Here is a 16,156-nt window from a genome sequence, read left to right as displayed (position 1 = left end):
CTCCATTCCTCGGGACGGCTGTCAGTTCAGGTCGGACTTGCGCAGGGGTGCGCGGGGGGAACCACCGGTGAAGGATCCGTACGCCCACTCCAGGACCTCACCGAACTCGGTCAGCCCGAAGCCGTTGTCGGCGCGGAAGTGGCCGAGGTAGGCGGCCAGCAGCCCCGCGGCGTGCTGGTCGCCGCGGACGGCGTGATGGCCGAGGGCCTCGACGTTGCCCCGGATGTAGCCGCGGTGCGCCGGTTCGGTCGAGGCCGGGCTCATCCACGAGTCGTGCTGCACCTGGGCCCACGGGGCGTAGGCGACGCCGCGGCCCTCGCGCATCAGCAGGTAGCCCAGTTCGGTGTCCTCGCCGGATCCGGCGCCGGTGCCCGGGCCGAGGTGCGGAAGGAAGGCGGGGCGGCCCTCGGGCAGCCGGCTGCGGCGCAGTGCCAGGTTGTTGGACGAGCCGACGACGCACCAGGGGACGGTCGGCTCGCCGTGCACGGGGCCCGGGGTCCAGCTCGGGGCCGAGACGGCCGGGCACCACCGCTCACCGTCCTCGCCGCGAACGACGCCCCAGGCGTTCTCCCCCAGACCGGGAAGGAAGGCGGTGCGCAGCTCCCATCCGGGGACGGGCACCGGGACGACCTTTCCGAAGGCGGCGGCGAGGCCGGGGTTGCTCGCCATGTAGTGGGCCATCTCCTTGGCCCACGCGGGGTCGGGCAGACAGTCGTCGTCGAGGAACAGCACGACGTCGGTCCGTGCGTGTGACAACGCGAGGTTGCGGCCCACGGAGGCGGGTCCGCTGCCGTTCAGGATCCGGGCGTGCACGGGGGCGCAGGCGTCGTGGACGTGGGCCCGGTCCAGCGTCCCCGCCGTGTTGTCGACGACGATGATCTCGTGGATGGTGCTGGTGTCCCCGGCGGCGATCATGGACAGGGCGCGGGTGAGCGCCGGGCGTCCGACCGTGCAGACGGCCACGGTCAGTGCGTCGTCCGCGGGTGGCGACTGCGGAGGGGGCGGAGTGTCTGGCATGGCGGCGGAGGTCTCCTTGTCGGTCGGCGGGTGGGGCGGGTAGGCCGCACGTCGTACGGGGCAGAGGGCGGCGGAGCCCTCGGGCGGCCGGGCGGGAATCGGCCGCCTGCGGGCGAGTTGGCGGACGCGCGGCTCAGGGGGCCTGTCGAGAGGCGACCGGTTCGTCCACCGGCACGCCGGTACCGGTGGCGGCGGCCGTGTCGGCGGCGGCCAGCACCCGCAGTACGGTCGCGCAGTCGTCGGCGGACGCCGCGAAGGGGCGGCCCGCCCGCAGCGCGGCGAGCACCTCTCGGTAGAAAGCCGTGTACGACGGCTCCGCGGCCGTCCCGCCGGCCGTGGTGGAGACGAACGCCGTGGGCGGAAGCGCCGTGCAGGGCCCGCAGTCGCCGTCCAGCCGCAGCGTTCCACGCGTGGTGTGCACCTCCAGCACGGGCGCCGCCGAGGGCGCGCACCACGACGTCTGCACGCTGCTGACCACGCCATTGGTGTGTTCCAGCAGGAGCAGTGCCAGGTCCACGGCCGCGCCCGGTTCGAGGCGTGCGGTGCGGGCCGTCACCCGGGCGACAGGAGCGGCCGCCAGCTCGGTCGCGACGTACACCCAGTGGTAGGCGTTGTCGATGAGGCAGCCCGCCGCCACGTCGCTGCGTCGCCAGTCGGGGCTGTCCCCGGCGCCGGGGAAGTGGCCGCTGTCGGGCTGTTCCAGGCGCAGAAAGCGAACCTGTCCGGCGTGTCCCTCCCGCAGCCGGGCCAGGGCGTCGCGGACATCGCTGCGGTGGAGGTAGTTGTGGACCACACCGAGCTGGTCGCGAGGTGTGCGGCCGGCGATCAGGGCGGCCTCGACGGCGTCGGTCGTCATCGGTTTCTCCGCCAGCACCCGGGTGCCCGAGTCGAGCAGCGCGGACAGGGCGTACGGGGTGGCACGGGGGGGCAGGACGAGGACCGCCAGGTCGACGGGGTCGTCCGCGGCCACCAGGGCGTCGACGTCGCGGTGGCGCCGGGCGGCCGGTACGCCGAAGCGATCTCCCAGGAGGTTCCGGCGGTGCGCTGCCGTGTCGACGACGCTCGTGACCCGGGCTTCGCCCGTGAGTGCCGACAGCGCGGGGGCGTGGCCGAGTTCCGCGATGGCTCCGCAGCCGACGAGGGCGACATTGACCGGCTCGGGCCTCATTCGGCGGCCCCGTCCTGCGCGGCGAAGAGGGAGCGGACGAAGTCGGCGTCGTGGTGCAGGGCGGCCCGCACGTCCGGTGCGGGCATGGCCCGTTCGACGACGGCGATGTCCACGGGGCCCGCGCCGAGGGCCTGCCGCCAGCCCCCCAGCAGGTCGACCTCACCGGTTCCCAGGTCGAAGGAGCGCGGGTCCTGCGGATCGGCGGTCAGGCCGTCCTTGATGTGGAGGTAGTCGCACCGTCCTGCCGTGGCCTTCAGCATGCGCGCGGTGTCCCCGGCGACGGCGGCCCAGTGCAGGTCGACGACGAAACCCACTTCCTTCTCGTCCGTCTCGTCGGCCAGGATCTCGAAGGGGGTGCTCCCTCCGGGCAGGGGGATGCCTTCCTCGGCATGGTTGTGGAGCAGGACCCGGGCTCCCTCGCGGCGGGCGCGGGCGCTGTGTCGGCGCAGGTCCGTCAGGCAGCCGAGCGTCTGCTCCTCGCTCGCCACCGGCAGTCCGGAGAGGATCAGCCGGCCCACGCCGAGTTCGGCCAGCGCGCTCCAGTCGAAGTCGTCCAGTTCCTGCCAGAACAGGTGGAGAGCGGTCAGCTCCAGGCCGCGCTCCGCGCAGGCGGCCCGCAGGCGGGGCCGGTCCTCCAGCAGGGACGACATGATCTCCAGGCCGCCGTAACCGGCCTCCAGGACGGTGTCGAGGGTGCCTTCCAGGTCGTTCTCCGCATGGCGCCCCAGGATGCCGTAGCCCTGGGTGCCGGTTTGCAGGACGAGTCGGGCGTGCGACGTCATGAAGCGTTCCTCTCCTGGCGGCTGGGGTCACTGGGCCCGCCTGCCGCGTGGGCCGGCCGGAACAGGTGCGGCGGGAAGTAGTCGAAGCGCTTCATCGACAGCAGTGGCCGCCCGCGGACCAGGGCCTCCCGGGCGATGCCGAGGTGGTAGCTCCAGTCGACGCTGGTGGCCGCCACGGCGGACCCCAGCGCCCGGCCTCCGTCCCTGCCGTTGGCGGGCCGGGAACGCCGGAGCAGCTTCACGGTGTCCCGTACGAAGCATCCCGCCAGGACGGCCGCCGCGGCGCCTGCAGTTGTGCGGCGTGCCCGGGGCAGCAGCACGGCGGTGACCGCCAGCGCTCCGGCGGCGCTCGCCGGGTTGAACGACCACGCGGCGTGCTCCGGTTGGCGCACGCAGTTGTAGACGCAGGCACGGCCGTAGAGGAAGAGCTTGCGGTGGAACTGGGACAGCTTCGTGATGCCGTCCGTCGCGTGCATCACTACGGCGCGCGGGTCGCCGAGGGTTCGGTGCCCCGCGGCGTGCAGCCGCACCCCGAAGTCCACGTCCTCGCCGCCCACGACCGTGTACGGGTGTTCGTCGAATCCCCCGACGCGCTCGAACACGTCCTTGCGGACCGACAGGTTGGAGGTCGCTCCCCACCACAGGCGGTCGTAGTGGAGGGGCCAGTTCCAGGGGGCGTTGACCACGACAGAGTGCTGGACCGTGCGCCAGGCGGGCGCCTGCGCGGCGCCCTCGACCACCGTCGGTCCCGCGACCGCCCCGATGCTCTCGCCGTCCGTCGCCCGGTGCTCGTTGTGCGCGTCGATGTGGTCGTTGAGGAGGGAAGGTGTGGCCACGCAGTCGGAGTCGACGAACAGCACCAGGGGGAACCGGGAGCGGGCCACGCCGGTGTTGCGTTTCGCGCCGACGTTGCGCGGTCCCCTGAGGTAGACGGCTCCCGTGGCCCGGCACGCCTTCTGGATGTCCGCGCGATCGGCGCCCTGGGAGTCGTCCACGATCAGCAGCTCGGCCTCCCTGCCGCGAGGCAGTGCGGCGACGGCGGCGCGCAGCGAGTCGAGGAGCCGGCGTACCGCGTCGGGATGCCCCAGGGTCGGGACCACGACGGAGACGGAGGACAACCGGCTCCGCGGCTCGGCCGCACCGGCCGCTGCCGCTCCGGGACCGTGGACGGCCATCAGCCGCTCACCGCCTCGGCGAGTGGCGCCGCGACGAACCAGTCGAGGGTCCGGCGCAGTCCCTCCTCGAGCCCGATCCGGGGCTGCCAGCCCAGCTGCGCGGCGGCGCGGGTGGTGTCGGGACGGCGCAGGGCCGGGTCGTCCTGCGGCAGCGGGACATGGGTGAGGACGGAGTCGGAGCCGGTCGCACGGATGATCAACCGGGCGGTGTCGGCCACGCTGAGTTCCTCGGACCCGCCGAGATTGACGGGCCCCGGCTCGCCCGCCGCAGTCAGGAGCGCCCACAGTCCGTCGATCATGTCGTCGACGTAGCACAACGAGCGGGTGTGGGAGCCGTCGCCGGCCACGGTCAAGGACAGGCCGGCCAGTGCCTGGGAGATGAAGGTGGGGATCATCCGGCCGTCGTCGACCCTCATGCGGGGCCCGTACGTGTTGAAGATCCGGGCGATGCGTGTGTCCGCCCCGTAGCGCTGGCGGAACGTGACGGTGAGCGCTTCGCTGAACCGCTTCGCCTCGTCGTAGACGGCCCGCGGGCCGATCGGGTTGACGTTGCCCCAATAAGTCTCCGGCTGCGGGTGGACCTTCGGGTCGCCGTAGACCTCGCTGGTCGACGTCAGCAGGAAGCGGGCGCCGTGACGGGTCGCCAGTCGCAGGGCGTTGTGGGTGCCGGCCGAGCAGACCAGCATCGTTTCCACCGGCAGCCTCAGGTAGTCGACGGGCGAGGCCGGGCACGCCATGTGCAGCACGTCGGTGACCGGCCCGTCGACGACCAGTTCTCGGGAGACGTCGGCCTGGTGGAAGGTGAAGTCGGCATGGCCTTCGAGGTGGCCGATGTTGGAGAACCTGCCCGTGCTCAGGTCATCCACGCAGACGACCGCGTAGCCCTCGGCAAGGAGCCGGTCGCACATGTGGGAGCCGAGGAAGCCGGCTCCCCCCGTCACCACAGCGCGTCGCTCGCCGCTCATGCGGCGGGTCCTGTCGCTGCGGCACGGTCCGGGTCCGTGGGTACGAGCGCCGGCCGTGCCGAACTGCCCCTGCGTAATTGCATGTCCCGTATGCACATGACACAGGAGCATCATCCTCAGCTGACAACAGCGCAACATAGTTCAGAAGTTATGCAAGAACTCGCGCACGTGCAGCAAAGTTTCAACCTCTTGCACAAGGGTACGGATAGGACCACTCAGTGCACCCCGCGCCATGAGGCGGTGGAACGCAGCAGTATGGTCACCGAGCATGACAGAGTGGATCACCCTCGACCCGGTGCCAATCAAGCCAAGCCGCAGACTGACCGCCTCGACGGCCGACGCTCTTGCCAGCAAAACCACAGCAGTGACGCGCAAATTACGATCAGACTTTCATGATGTTGTCCAGTGCTTGCGCTGGGCCTGCACCTGGCGTCGAGCACCGTCGAGAAAAGGCGCCTGACCTGAACTTCTGATGGCCGGGCGCCTTCTCTTCCCCTCCCAGCGGTCGAGGACCCTGGTCGCGGAGGACTCGACCGTTCACGCGGGCGTGGAGACCTGTCGGAGCGTGCGGGCGAGGCTGCCCCGTCCCATGCCCCGGTAGAGCCAGCCGGCGTCCGCCCATCGCTGGGGATCCAGGCAGTTGCGGCCGTCGATGATCCGGCGGTTCGACGGCGAGGCCGCGAGGGTGTGGGGGTCGATGGCCTGGAACTGTGGCCAGTCGGTCAGCACGCAGAGAAGGTTGGTCGCCTCGACGGCCTCCTCGGCAGTGGTGGCGTAGGTGGCCCGCGGCTCGTGCCGCCGGGCGTTGTCCGTGCCGCGGGGGTCGAAGATCACCACCTCGGCCCCGGCGTCGAGGAGTCGTGACGACACGTCGAGTGCCGGGGAGTCGCGCACGTCGTCCGAGTCGGGTTTGAAGGTGGATCCCCAGACGCCTATGCGCGTCCCCGCCAGATCGGGTGTCCCCGCTGGTGCGCCGTCCCGGTTCAGCAGCTCTCTCGCCAGTTCGACGACGCGTGTCCTCTGGCGGATGTTGATGGCGTCCACCTCCTGGAGGAAGCGCAACGCGGGGCCCACTCCCAGCTGTTCGGCTCGGGAGCGGAAGGCCCGGATGTCCTTGGGGAGGCAGCCGCCTCCGAAGCCGAGGCCGGCTTTCAGGAAGTGCTCGCCGATCCGCGGATCGAGGCTGATGCCCTGGGCGAGCTGGGTGATGTCGGCGTCCGCGGCTTCGCACACCTCGGCGACCGCGTTGATGAAGGAGACCTTCGTGGCGAGGAAGGCGTTGGCGGCCACTTTGGTCAGTTCAGCCGTGCTCAGGTCGGTCGTGACGACGGGGAGGTCTCGGCCCTCGCGACACGCCAGGTCCATGAGGGGCGCATGCGCCTGGTGGAGCATGCTCCTGGCCCAGTCGCTGTCCGCGCCGAAGACGATCCGATGGGGGCGCAGGACATCCTCGACGGCCCGGCCCTCTTGCAGGAACTCGGGGCTCCAGGCGACCTCCACGTCGACGTCGGGCGGGCTGGCGTCCTGCACGATGCCGGCCAGGCGGGCGGCGGTGCCCACCGCGACGGTGGACTTGCCGATGATGAGGGATCGCTTTCGCAGATGGCCGGCGAGCGCCTGCACAGCTGATTCGACGTTGGAGAGGTCCGCCGCGTCGCTGTCGGGGCTCTGAGGAGTGCCGACGCAGATGAAGTGAGTGTCGGCGAAGTGCGCGGCCGTCCGGTAGTCGGTGGTGAACTGGAGGCGACCCGCGCGCAGATTCCGCCGCAGCACGTCGCGCAGTCCGGGCTCGTGGAAGGGAAGTTCCCCGGCGCTGAGCTTGGCGATCTTGGAGGGGTCGGTGTCGACCCCGAGGACGGGGTGGCCCAGTTCCGCGTAGCAGGCGGCATAGGTGGCGCCCAGGTAGCCACATCCGATGAACGTGACGGCCGGTGGTCCTTCATCCGTTGTCGTGCGCTTCCGACTCATGGCGTGGTCTCCGGTTCCGGTGTGGGGAGTCAGCGTGCTGTGTCAGACGGCGAGGGGGGATTCGTAGGCCGCGCGCTGCTCCCGCCATTGACTGGTGATGCCGCTTTCGAGGGTGTGCTCGGGATTCCAGCCGAGGCAGGAGCGGATGCGGGTCGGGTCGGCGAGTGTGGCGGGGACATCTCCTGCCCGGCTCTTCGACCTGGTCACGGGGACAGGGGCTCCTGTGAGGCGCTCCACGTGGTCGAGGACGGCGGCCAGGTCGGCGCTGCTGCCGCCGCCGACGTTGAAGACGGGCTGTCCGTGGTCGACGCGTGCGGCCGCGATGGTGGCGCGTACCGCGTCGTCGACGTGGGTGAAGTCGCGGCGTTGACGGCCGTCGCCGTATATCTGCACGGGTTGGCCCTGGAGCGCGGCCCGCAGGACGCGGTGGATGAACATGTCCGGGCGCTGGCCGGGCCCGTACACCGTGAAGTAGCGCAGCGCCGTGACCCGGGTGCGGGAGTCCTCGCGGGCCGCGTGGGCCAGGCACAGTTGTTCGGTGGCGAGTTTGGTGACGGCGTAGGGCGACGCGGGCCGGGGAGAGTCGGTCTCGTTGCTGGGCGCACCGTTGGTGCGTCCGTAGACGCTCGACGACGAGGCGACCACCACGTTGGGGACCTGGAGCCTGATCGCTGTGTCCATGAGCCGCTGGGGGACGTGGAGGTTGGCGTCGACGTACTGCGGAAATCGTGGTCCCCAGGACGGCCTGACCCCGGGGATGGCCGCGAGGTGGAACACGGTGTCGGTGTCGAGGAGGAGCGCGTCCAGTGGGCAGGTCGACAGATCCGCGGTCACCGGTACGAACCGGGGGTGGCCGATCAGGGGGGCGAGGGCGGCTGCTGCCGCGGGGTCGGTGTCGGGGTCGCGCCGGTCGACTCCGATGACGGTCTCGCCCTGGTCGAGGAGGACTCGGCACAGGTGGGAACCGATGAAGCCGGCGGATCCCGTGACGACCGTCCTCCGGGGCTGGGCTGGGGTGGGCTGCACGGAGTTCTCCTGACAGTGTTCGGGCAGATGGGCGGGGGGCGGCATCGGGACCTCAGGGAGCGATGAGGTCGGGATGGTCGGCTGCGAGTGCGCCGGGACGGGTGTAGAACGCTGCGGTCGCGCGGAGGCCGTCGGTGAGCGGGATGGTGGCGCCGACGCCGGTCAGGTCCCGGAGCCGGGTCATGTCGGGGCACCGCCGCGACGGGGAGTGCGGCTGGGGTTCGCCCGGAAGCAGCTCCGGGTGGTGCCCCATGACGTCGGCGATGCGCCGGGCGAGGGACAGCATCGTGATCTCCTCGCTGTCGTTGCCGACGTTGAACGTCCGGCCGACGGCGAGGGGGCTGTGCGCGGCCGCGACGATCTGCCGCACCGCGTCGTCGACGTGGCAGAAGCTCCGCGTGTACTGCGGTGAGGTGATCGTCAGGGGCTGCCGGTCTTGGGCCGCGGCGATGCGCCGTATCAGTTCGGGGATCACGTGCGCCGCTCCCATCCGGGGTCCGTAGACGTTGTGGGGCCGCAACACGGTGGCGGGCAGGCCGGACTGGTGGACGAGTGCCTCTCCGTAGATCTTGCTGAGGGCGTAGCTGGATCGGGGGTGGTGCAGCGTGGGCAGTATCAGCGGCGCTTCCTCCGGGGTGGGGAAGGCGAGGGCGCCGGCCGCGGTGGTGCCGAGGTGGACTTCGCTGGTGGAGAAGAAGACCAGGCGCTGGAGGGTGTCGCTGTGCCGCAGGACGTCGATGAGACGGGAGGTGGTGACGGCGTTGGTCCGCAGGACGTCGAGGGGGCGGCGTTCGACATTGCGCACGCCGACGATGGCGGCCAGGTGGAAGACGTGGGTGGGGGTGAGCGAGGCCACGTCGTCGAGCGGGTCCTCGGCCAGGTCGGTCCCGAGGTGGTGGACCAGCGGATGGCGCAGGAGCGATCGCGCGTGATCGTCGAGCGGGGCGCGGGAGGAGTTGTCGAGAAGGGTGACGCGGGTGCCGGACTCCACCAGGTGCTCCGCGAGTCGCAGCCCGATGAAGCCGCATCCCCCGGTGATCAGTGCGGACGGGATCGAGGAGTTCACAGATCGCCCCTTCCTACGGCGAGCAGCGGGAGGTCCAGCCCTGCCAGATAGGCGATCTGCCGCGGGGTGAGGACATGGTTGGTGTCGTAGACGAGCGGGGTGGCTCCGTTCAGCCACTGCGGCAGGTCCAGGGCCCGGTAGGCGGTGTGGGCCACGCACAGGACGACGATGTCGAAGGAGTCGGCGCAGGGCAGGTCGCGGCGCAGCTCGGCGTCCACGCCCGGCCAGTCGTCGGCCAGCGGGTCGTGGCAGACGACGTGTGCGCCGCGGGCGCGGAGTTCGTCGTGGACCACAGCCGAGGGCGAGTGCCGGGTGTCGCCGACGCCGTCGCGGTAGGTGACGCCCAGCAGCAGGACGCGTGCTCCCGGGAGGGGGCCGTAGTGGGTGACGAGCCGTTCGACGGCGCGCAGGGGCATGGCCCGGTTGACGGCGACGGCGCCGGACGTGATGGGCATCGCGGCGCGGCGGGCCTCGGGGGGAAGGCCGGCGGTGGCCAGGACGGGATCCTTGGTGAGGCAGTACCCGCCGACGCCCAGCCCGGGGTCGCGCAGATTGCGGTGGGTGGGGCGTTCGCGAATGGCGTCGACCACTTGGAAGAGATCGACCCCGTTGGTCTCGGCCTGGGCCGACCATTCGTCCATCAGGGCGATGGTGACGGCGCGGAAGGTGTTCTCTAGCAGTTTGGCGGTCTCCGAGGCGATGGTGGAGGGGAGCGCGCGCAGCCGCGCGGGGTCGGCGACCAGCGGGGTCAGGATGCGCCGAGCGCGTTCGGCGGCGTGTGTGTCGTCGGCTGCGTAGACCCGTGGCTGGTCGGTCACGGAGGCGAGGTAGCCCGGTCCGGGTGTGACGCGTTCGTAGGTGTGGGCGACGCAGGGGTGCACGTCGGTGAATCCGCGTCGCGCGAAGCCCTCGGCGAGCAGGGGCACCACGAGGTCGCGACAGGTGCCCGGGGGCACGGTGCACTCCACGAGGACGAGACAGTCCGGGGGGATCGTGGCGCCGAGCGTGGTGACTGCGTCGCGCAGGGGCTGGAGTTGTGGTTCGCCGTCGATCGTCAGGGGGGCGACGTCGAGGTTGACGCTGATCACCACGACCTCGGCGTCGCGGTAGTGCGCGGGGTCGGTGGCGGCGTGGAGGTTGTCGGCGTCGTGTGCGCGCCGGGTCGCGCGCTCCAGGTCCGGGTCGTCGCTGCGGTGCGGGAAGCGTCCGGAGTTGAGGGCGTCGACGAACTTCTGGGTGCGGGGGCTGTCGCGTTCGATGCCGTACACGTCGTAGACGGGTTGTCCGCGGCTGTCGCGTGCTTCGGCGAGACCGATCGCCATGGCGGCGCCGGCGAAGCCGACCCCCTGGACGCACACCTTCGTCCGGCGCGTCAGGGGCATGACAGAGGACAGAGTGGTCACAACATCTCCTTGGAGGCGGGCCGATCGTCGCGGTGGGGTGCGTGCGGTCAGCTGGGGTCGGCGTGTGTGCGGTCAGCTGGGGTCGGCGTGCATGCGGGCCGTCCAGGCCTGGTGCAGTGCCCGGTAGGGCCCTTCTTCCTTGCGCAGGCGGGCGTGCGGACCGCGCTGGACGATGCGGCCCCCGTCCATCACCACGACCTCGTCGGTGCGTTCGGCGGTCGACATGCGATGGGCGACGGCCACCAGCGTGCGGGTGCGAGCCATCCGGTCGACGGCGTACGCCATGCGGGCCTCGGTCAGCGGATCGAGCAGGGACGTGGCCTCGTCGAGCACGAGGAGGGCCGGCGCGGCCGCGTGAGCGCGTGCGAAGGCCACCAGTTGCCGCTCCCCCGCGGACAGTGAGCTGCCGCCCGGACCCACCTGGGTCCCGACTCCCTGCGGCAGGGCATCGAGCCAGTCGGCCAGGCCGAGGTCGGCGAACACCTCGTGCACGTGGGCATCGGTCAGCTCGGGCCGGGCGTACCGAACGTTCTCGGCGATGGTGGCGTTGAAGAGATGGCCGTCCTGGGGCACCAGCTGCACGGCGGTGCGCAGTTGCTCCGGTGGGATCCGGTTCAGGGGCACACCGCCCAGGGTGACCTCGCCGTGGGTGGGGTCCGCCATGCGCGCCAGCATCGACACGATGGTGCTCTTGCCCGATCCGGTGCGGCCCACGACAGCGAGGCTCCGGCCCGGCTTGAGGGTGAGCTCGACGCCGTGCAGGACCTGGGGTCCGTCGGGGTAATGGAAGTCGACGCCGGAGAGTTCCACCCCGAGGGGGCCTTCGGGCAGGGGGGTGGCCGCGTCCCGGGGGTCCCGCATCGTCGGCTCGTGGGCGAGGAGATGGCGTATGCGTCGGGACGCGGCGAGAGCGTTCTGGAACTCGTTGAGGATCTCCGCGCTCAACTGCAATGGATGGATGAACAGGGTGGTGAGGAAGAGGAATGCGGCCAGTTCGCCGATGGTGACGCGGCCGGCGGCGCCCAGATAGACCCCCGCGGCCAGTACGGTTGCCGAGATCAGCCCTACGACGGCCTCGCCGGTGAGGTAGGCGACGGCAGCCAGGCGCTGTCCTTGCATCTGCGACCGGTAGTGATCATCGACCGCGTCGTCGATTCGCTGTTGCAGCATCTTCTGAGCGCCGAAGACCCGGACCACGACCGAGCCCGCCACGATCTCCCCGATGAGTCCGACCACCGTGCCCAGACGGCCCTGGATGGTGACGAACACGGCGGCGAGGCGGCGCTGCAACAGGGGCAGGAGCGCCGGCAGCGGCGCCATGCACGCGACGACGATCAGCGCGAGCTGCCACGAGTAGACGAACATCAGGACGACGGCGAGGACGAGCTGTGCGAGGCCGACCAGCACCATGGCGCCACCGCGCTGCATGAAGTTGGAGATCTGGTCGACGTCATTGGTCATGCGGGCGACGAGGGCTCCTCGCCGGTACCGGCTGCGGTCCAGGGGCGCCAGCCGGTGCACGTGCTCCAGCATGGCCACCCGGACGACCGCGAGCGCGTCCTCCGCATCGCCGTACATACGACGGGCCATCAGACAGGCGCACAGGGTGCTCGCAGCCAGGACGAGCGTGCCGAGAACAACCAGTTGGAGGGGCTCGGTGAGGTCGTGGGAGCCGGGCGCGGACGCCAGATCGGTGACGCGTTGGGCGACGACAGGTACGGCGACCCGGCCCAGCGCCGCAAGGGCGCCGAGCGCCAGGGTGAGGGGCAGGCGTCGTACGAGCCGGGATCGGATGTCCTTCGTCGCCGTGCTCGGGGGCGCACCGTCGTGCGGTTCGGTCCTGAGGCCCGCCGGCGGTGACGCATCGGTGGGACTGCTCACGATTCCTCCTGCACCAGGTCGCGGTAGGCGGGCTCGGACGCCACCAGCTGTGCGTGGGAATCGCGTGCCCGTACTCGTCCGTGCTCCATGAAGATCACCTCGTCGGCCAGAGCCAGGCCGCTGCGCCGGTGCGCGACGAGTACGGTCGTCGTTCCGCGTTCTCGGCGCAGCGACTCCATCACGTCCGCCTCGACGCGCGGGTCGAGGGCCGAGGTCGCATCGTCCAGGAGCAGCAGCCGAGGCCGGCGGGCCAGTGCCCGGGCCAGGGCGATCCGTTGGCGCTGGCCTCCTGACAGGGATCCACCGCGTTCGCTGATGGCGGCGTCGAGGCCGTCGGGCAGTGATTCGACGATGTCCTCGGCGCGGGCCAGCCGCAGCGCGCGCCAGATCTCGTCGTCGGAGAGTTCGGCGCCGAGGGTGATGTTGCCGCGAACGGAGTCGGCGAACAGGAACGTCTCCTGGGGCACGTAGGAGAGGTGCGGGGCGGGCTCGGCGAGCGGACCGTGGCCCGCGCCCGAGCCGCTGTCCACGATGCGGCACTCACCGGTCCGGGGCCGCAGCAGTCCCGCCATGAGATGCAGGAGCGTCGTCTTGCCGGCGCCGGTGGGTCCGGCGATCGCGACGATCGAACCGGCCGGCACCTCCAGGTCGACGGTGTCCACCGCGCTGCGGCCGTCGCCGTAGTCGTAGGACAGAGCGCGGGCCCGGATGCCGAGCGGTGCGTTCGCCGTGCGGGGTCGCGCCGCCGGGGCGGCGGGCCGATCGGCCGGTGTGTCGAGGATCCGGTTCAGGCGGGACCAGCCGACCACGCTGCGCGGCAGCTGTCCCATGAGCCAGCCCAGCGCGCCCAGGGGGAAGGCGATGGCGGAGAACAGCAGGGCCGAGGAGACCAGGTCGGCCACCTCGATCGCGCCGGCGGCCAGCCTCGTCGTTCCGACCAGGAGCAGAGCGAGTGTGGCCAGTTGCGGCAGGGCCTCGACGGCGGGGTCGAAGGACGCCCGGGCCCGGCCCACACCCACGGCCGCGGTGCGCAGGCGGTCGGTCTCCGCGGCGAAGCGGCGTACTTCCGCGTCCGCGCGCCCCAGGATGCGGATGACGTGGGCGCCCTCGATGTTCTCGTGCGCGAGGTCCGCGATCGCGGCGCGGCTCTCCTGTACGGAGGCGAGGCGAGGCGAGACGGCGCGGGAGTACCACAGGTTGACGGCGACGAGCAGCGGGAACGCGGTGGCTCCCACGAGGGCGAGCACCCAGTCGGTCAGCCACAGGGAGGCCAGAGCCAGGATCATCATTACTGCCGCGCCCACCGCGAGGGCGAGATCGGCTACCGCCCACCAGGCCGCGTCGACGTCGCTGGACGCGGCTGACAGCAGGGCTCCCGGCCGCTGGGTGTGGAACCAGCTCAGCGGGCGCCGCAGGCAGGTGCGGGCCACCTCCTTGCGGTGGTCGGCGACCAGTCCGTACTGCATCACGCCGACGGACACCCGGCGGGTGACGATCCCGGCGATCTTGATCAGGGTGACGCCGGCGACGACGCATGCCGCCGTGGCCGCCGCGGCGGCGCCCGCCTCGCCCTCGCGGATCGCCGGGCCCACGATGTGGCTGAGGACCGAGCCGACCACGAAGGCGGTCGCCACCGTGCCGGCCGCGAACACCGAGCTGCCCACGCTGGCGATCACGAACGGGCGCGGCTTCGCACGAGCCGCCCTGGCCACGATGCGCAGCCCGCCGCGGAGTATGTCGTGGCCGCTGACCGCGCCGACCTCGTTGTCTCCCGTCCCCTGGTCCGGCACGGCTGAGGGGTGAGGCGGCCGAGCGGGGGCCGAGGCGGGGGGTGTCATGAGTGAGCGGCCTCCCCCAGCAGTTCGGCGCGCATCAGGTCGAACTCGCTGTTGGCCCGGTCGTAGTCCTCCGGGCGCCCGACGTCGATCCACAGTCCGCGGTGATGGTGCGCGCGTACGGTGCGTCCGGCGGCCAGCAGGTCGAGAATCAGCCGGTCCACACCCAGTTGCTGTCCCGGCGTGTAGTCGCGCAGAGCCGATGCGGACACGGCGTAGGCGCCCATGCTCACTTCGTTGCGCACGACCGGCTTCTCCACGAAGTCCTTCACCCGGTCGCCGTCCACTTCCAGGACGCCGAACTCCACGCGCACCTCACGGGCCGCCGCGGCGAGGCTGAGTTCCGCCCCGGAGGCCACGTGTCCCTCGAACAGAGCCCTGTGGTCCAGGTCGGTCAGCAGGTCTCCGTTCATGAAGAGGAACTGCTCGGGCAGGCGGTCCAGTGCGGGCAGCAGGGGGCCGAGAGTGCCGAGGGGGCTGTCCTCCTCGATGTAGGTCACCCGCAGATTCCAGCGGGACCCGTCCCCGATACAGCTGCGGATCACATGGCCCAGGTGGCCGATGGAGAGGAAGACCTCGTCCACGCCGGACCGGGCGAGCTGGGTCAGCGTGATCTCCAGCATGGCGTACTCGCCCCCGATCGGTACGAGCGGCTTGGGCAGCCGCGTGGTGTAGGGGCGCAGCCGGACTCCCTTGCCGCCTGCCAGTACGAAGGCCTTCATCACGTCTCCTCGCCGGTTCGCCGTGCGTCGGGGTGTGCTGGGTTCGGGGCGGGGGCTCCCGCGGAGGGTGGTCGCCGCAGCCTCAGATGAGGTTCGTGCAGATGCTCGACCTGAAGTCCGGTCCCTGTCGCCCGAAGTCGTAGCCGTTCCGTGCGCAGGTCGTGGTCGACCACCGAGAGGACCGTGACCGCTTCGCCGGCGGTGGTGGGCCCCGCCCGGCGCGTCTGGACGAGGACGCCGAGGTCGTCGTCCGACGCCGCGGCCAGAACGTCCGCGCCGGGTGCGAGGCCCGCGGCGTGCAGCCGCCGCTCTGCCTCGTCGGGGTCCAGGGGTGTGCAGCGGTCCAGAAAGCGGGGTCCCATGCGTTGCAGGAGCGCGATCTTGGCGACGTGGCGCATCCGGGTGGAGACCGACGACCGCAGATAGGTGTCCAGGACCTCGACGTCGGTGATGTCCCGGTCGACGCCCGCGCTGTAGCTGGGGGCGCCCGATCGGTAGACATAGGTGGCGTCGTGGGGCTTGATCACCTCCGCGCCGTGTTCCACCATCCGGATCCACAGGTCCCAGTCCTGCGAATAGCGGATCGGCCGGTAGCCGCCGACGGCGTGGTACAGCGCTCTGTCGAACATCGCACCGACGAACACGTAGTTGTGGACCAGGAGCTGTTCGAGCTGGGAGAGTCCCTCACGGGGCAGGGTGTCCTTGTGGATGCGCGAGGGGGCGAGGTCGGTGCCGCCGCGCCAGATCAGGGGCCGCGGACTGATGAGCCCCGGCCTGCGGCGGAAGGTGTCGACCATGACCTCGACGTGCGCGGGGTGGAAGAAGTCGTCGCTGTCGAGCTGGAGCACGAGCCGCGTGTCCAGTTCCTCGATCGCCTGGTGGCGGGCGTTCCAGATGCCGGTCGGGGTGGGCAGGTCGACGAGCGTGAGCGGCAGGATGTCCTGCCACGCCTTGGCCCGCTCCCCCGTACTGTCGTCGGAACCGTCGTTGACCACGACGACGCGGTCGACGGGTCGGGTCTGGGCGGCGATCGAGGCCAGCGCCCGGTCGATCGTTTCCGCGCAGTTCAGCGCGGGGACGATGACGCCGGTGGAGAGGTGCTCGGGCTTGTGCGACATGACGGGGTCTCCTTCCGAGAGCCGGCAGTG

13 protein-coding genes are annotated in these 16,156 nt (G+C 71.3%); all 13 read right to left on the bottom strand.

Annotation, left to right across the window (positions count from 1 at the left end; all coding sequences use genetic code 11):
* Nucleotides 1-21: 21 nt before the first annotated feature.
* On the bottom strand, nucleotides 22-1,017 hold the full coding sequence (locus tag ACIP5K_RS19355; protein WP_401411004.1) for a glycosyltransferase family A protein: 996 nt from the start codon (nucleotides 1,015-1,017) through the stop codon (nucleotides 22-24).
* Nucleotides 1,018-1,150: 133 nt separating this feature from the next.
* Nucleotides 1,151-2,185, bottom strand: a complete 1,035-nt coding sequence (locus ACIP5K_RS19350) for a Gfo/Idh/MocA family protein (RefSeq protein WP_401411003.1) — start codon at nucleotides 2,183-2,185, stop codon at nucleotides 1,151-1,153.
* Entirely contained in the window at nucleotides 2,182-2,967 is a 786-nt protein-coding gene (locus ACIP5K_RS19345; RefSeq protein WP_401411001.1) for a sugar phosphate isomerase/epimerase family protein, read from the bottom strand. The genes ACIP5K_RS19350 and ACIP5K_RS19345 overlap by 4 nt, the downstream gene beginning before the upstream one ends.
* Entirely contained in the window at nucleotides 2,964-4,085 is a 1,122-nt protein-coding gene (locus ACIP5K_RS19340) for a glycosyltransferase family 2 protein (protein ID WP_401410999.1), read from the bottom strand. The genes ACIP5K_RS19345 and ACIP5K_RS19340 overlap by 4 nt, the downstream gene beginning before the upstream one ends.
* Nucleotides 4,086-4,141: 56 nt before the next feature.
* Nucleotides 4,142-5,107 (bottom strand): UDP-glucuronic acid decarboxylase family protein, encoded by a 966-nt coding sequence (locus tag ACIP5K_RS19335; protein WP_401410997.1) that lies wholly within the window; start codon nucleotides 5,105-5,107, stop codon nucleotides 4,142-4,144.
* Between the two features lie 537 nt (nucleotides 5,108-5,644).
* Nucleotides 5,645-7,075, bottom strand: coding sequence for a UDP-glucose dehydrogenase family protein (locus tag ACIP5K_RS19330; protein ID WP_401410996.1), 1,431 nt, complete (start codon nucleotides 7,073-7,075; stop codon nucleotides 5,645-5,647).
* Between the two features lie 42 nt (nucleotides 7,076-7,117).
* Nucleotides 7,118-8,101, bottom strand: a complete 984-nt coding sequence (locus tag ACIP5K_RS19325) for an NAD-dependent epimerase/dehydratase family protein (protein WP_401410995.1) — start codon at nucleotides 8,099-8,101, stop codon at nucleotides 7,118-7,120.
* A gap of 52 nt (nucleotides 8,102-8,153) precedes the next feature.
* Nucleotides 8,154-9,167, bottom strand: a complete 1,014-nt coding sequence (locus tag ACIP5K_RS19320) for an NAD-dependent epimerase/dehydratase family protein (protein ID WP_401410994.1) — start codon at nucleotides 9,165-9,167, stop codon at nucleotides 8,154-8,156.
* Nucleotides 9,164-10,570 (bottom strand): nucleotide sugar dehydrogenase, encoded by a 1,407-nt coding sequence (locus ACIP5K_RS19315; RefSeq protein ID WP_401410992.1) that lies wholly within the window; start codon nucleotides 10,568-10,570, stop codon nucleotides 9,164-9,166. Before ACIP5K_RS19315 ends, ACIP5K_RS19320 begins: the two co-directional genes overlap by 4 nt.
* 72 nt (nucleotides 10,571-10,642) lie before the next feature.
* Nucleotides 10,643-12,451 carry an ABC transporter ATP-binding protein gene (locus ACIP5K_RS19310; protein WP_401410990.1) on the bottom strand — a complete coding sequence of 603 codons (1,809 nt, stop codon included), beginning with the start codon at nucleotides 12,449-12,451 and terminating at the stop codon, nucleotides 10,643-10,645.
* Nucleotides 12,448-14,241 (bottom strand): ABC transporter ATP-binding protein, encoded by a 1,794-nt coding sequence (locus tag ACIP5K_RS19305; RefSeq protein ID WP_401410989.1) that lies wholly within the window; start codon nucleotides 14,239-14,241, stop codon nucleotides 12,448-12,450. The genes ACIP5K_RS19310 and ACIP5K_RS19305 overlap by 4 nt, the downstream gene beginning before the upstream one ends.
* Before the next feature lie 44 nt (nucleotides 14,242-14,285).
* Nucleotides 14,286-15,008: an NDP-sugar synthase gene (locus tag ACIP5K_RS19300; RefSeq protein ID WP_401410987.1), complete on the bottom strand. Its 723-nt coding sequence runs from the start codon at nucleotides 15,006-15,008 to the stop codon at nucleotides 14,286-14,288.
* A complete protein-coding gene (locus ACIP5K_RS19295) occupies nucleotides 15,008-16,126 on the bottom strand; it encodes a glycosyltransferase family 2 protein (protein WP_401410985.1) in 1,119 nt (372 codons plus the stop codon). Before ACIP5K_RS19295 ends, ACIP5K_RS19300 begins: the two co-directional genes overlap by 1 nt.
* Nucleotides 16,127-16,156 lie beyond the last annotated feature (30 nt).

This window comes from Streptomyces sp. NPDC088785, assembly GCF_044750685.1.
In the GTDB taxonomy this organism is placed as follows: domain Bacteria; phylum Actinomycetota; class Actinomycetes; order Streptomycetales; family Streptomycetaceae; genus Streptomyces.
Note: the sequence above shows the minus strand (reverse complement) of the source record. Positions and strands in the feature narration are given on the sequence as shown.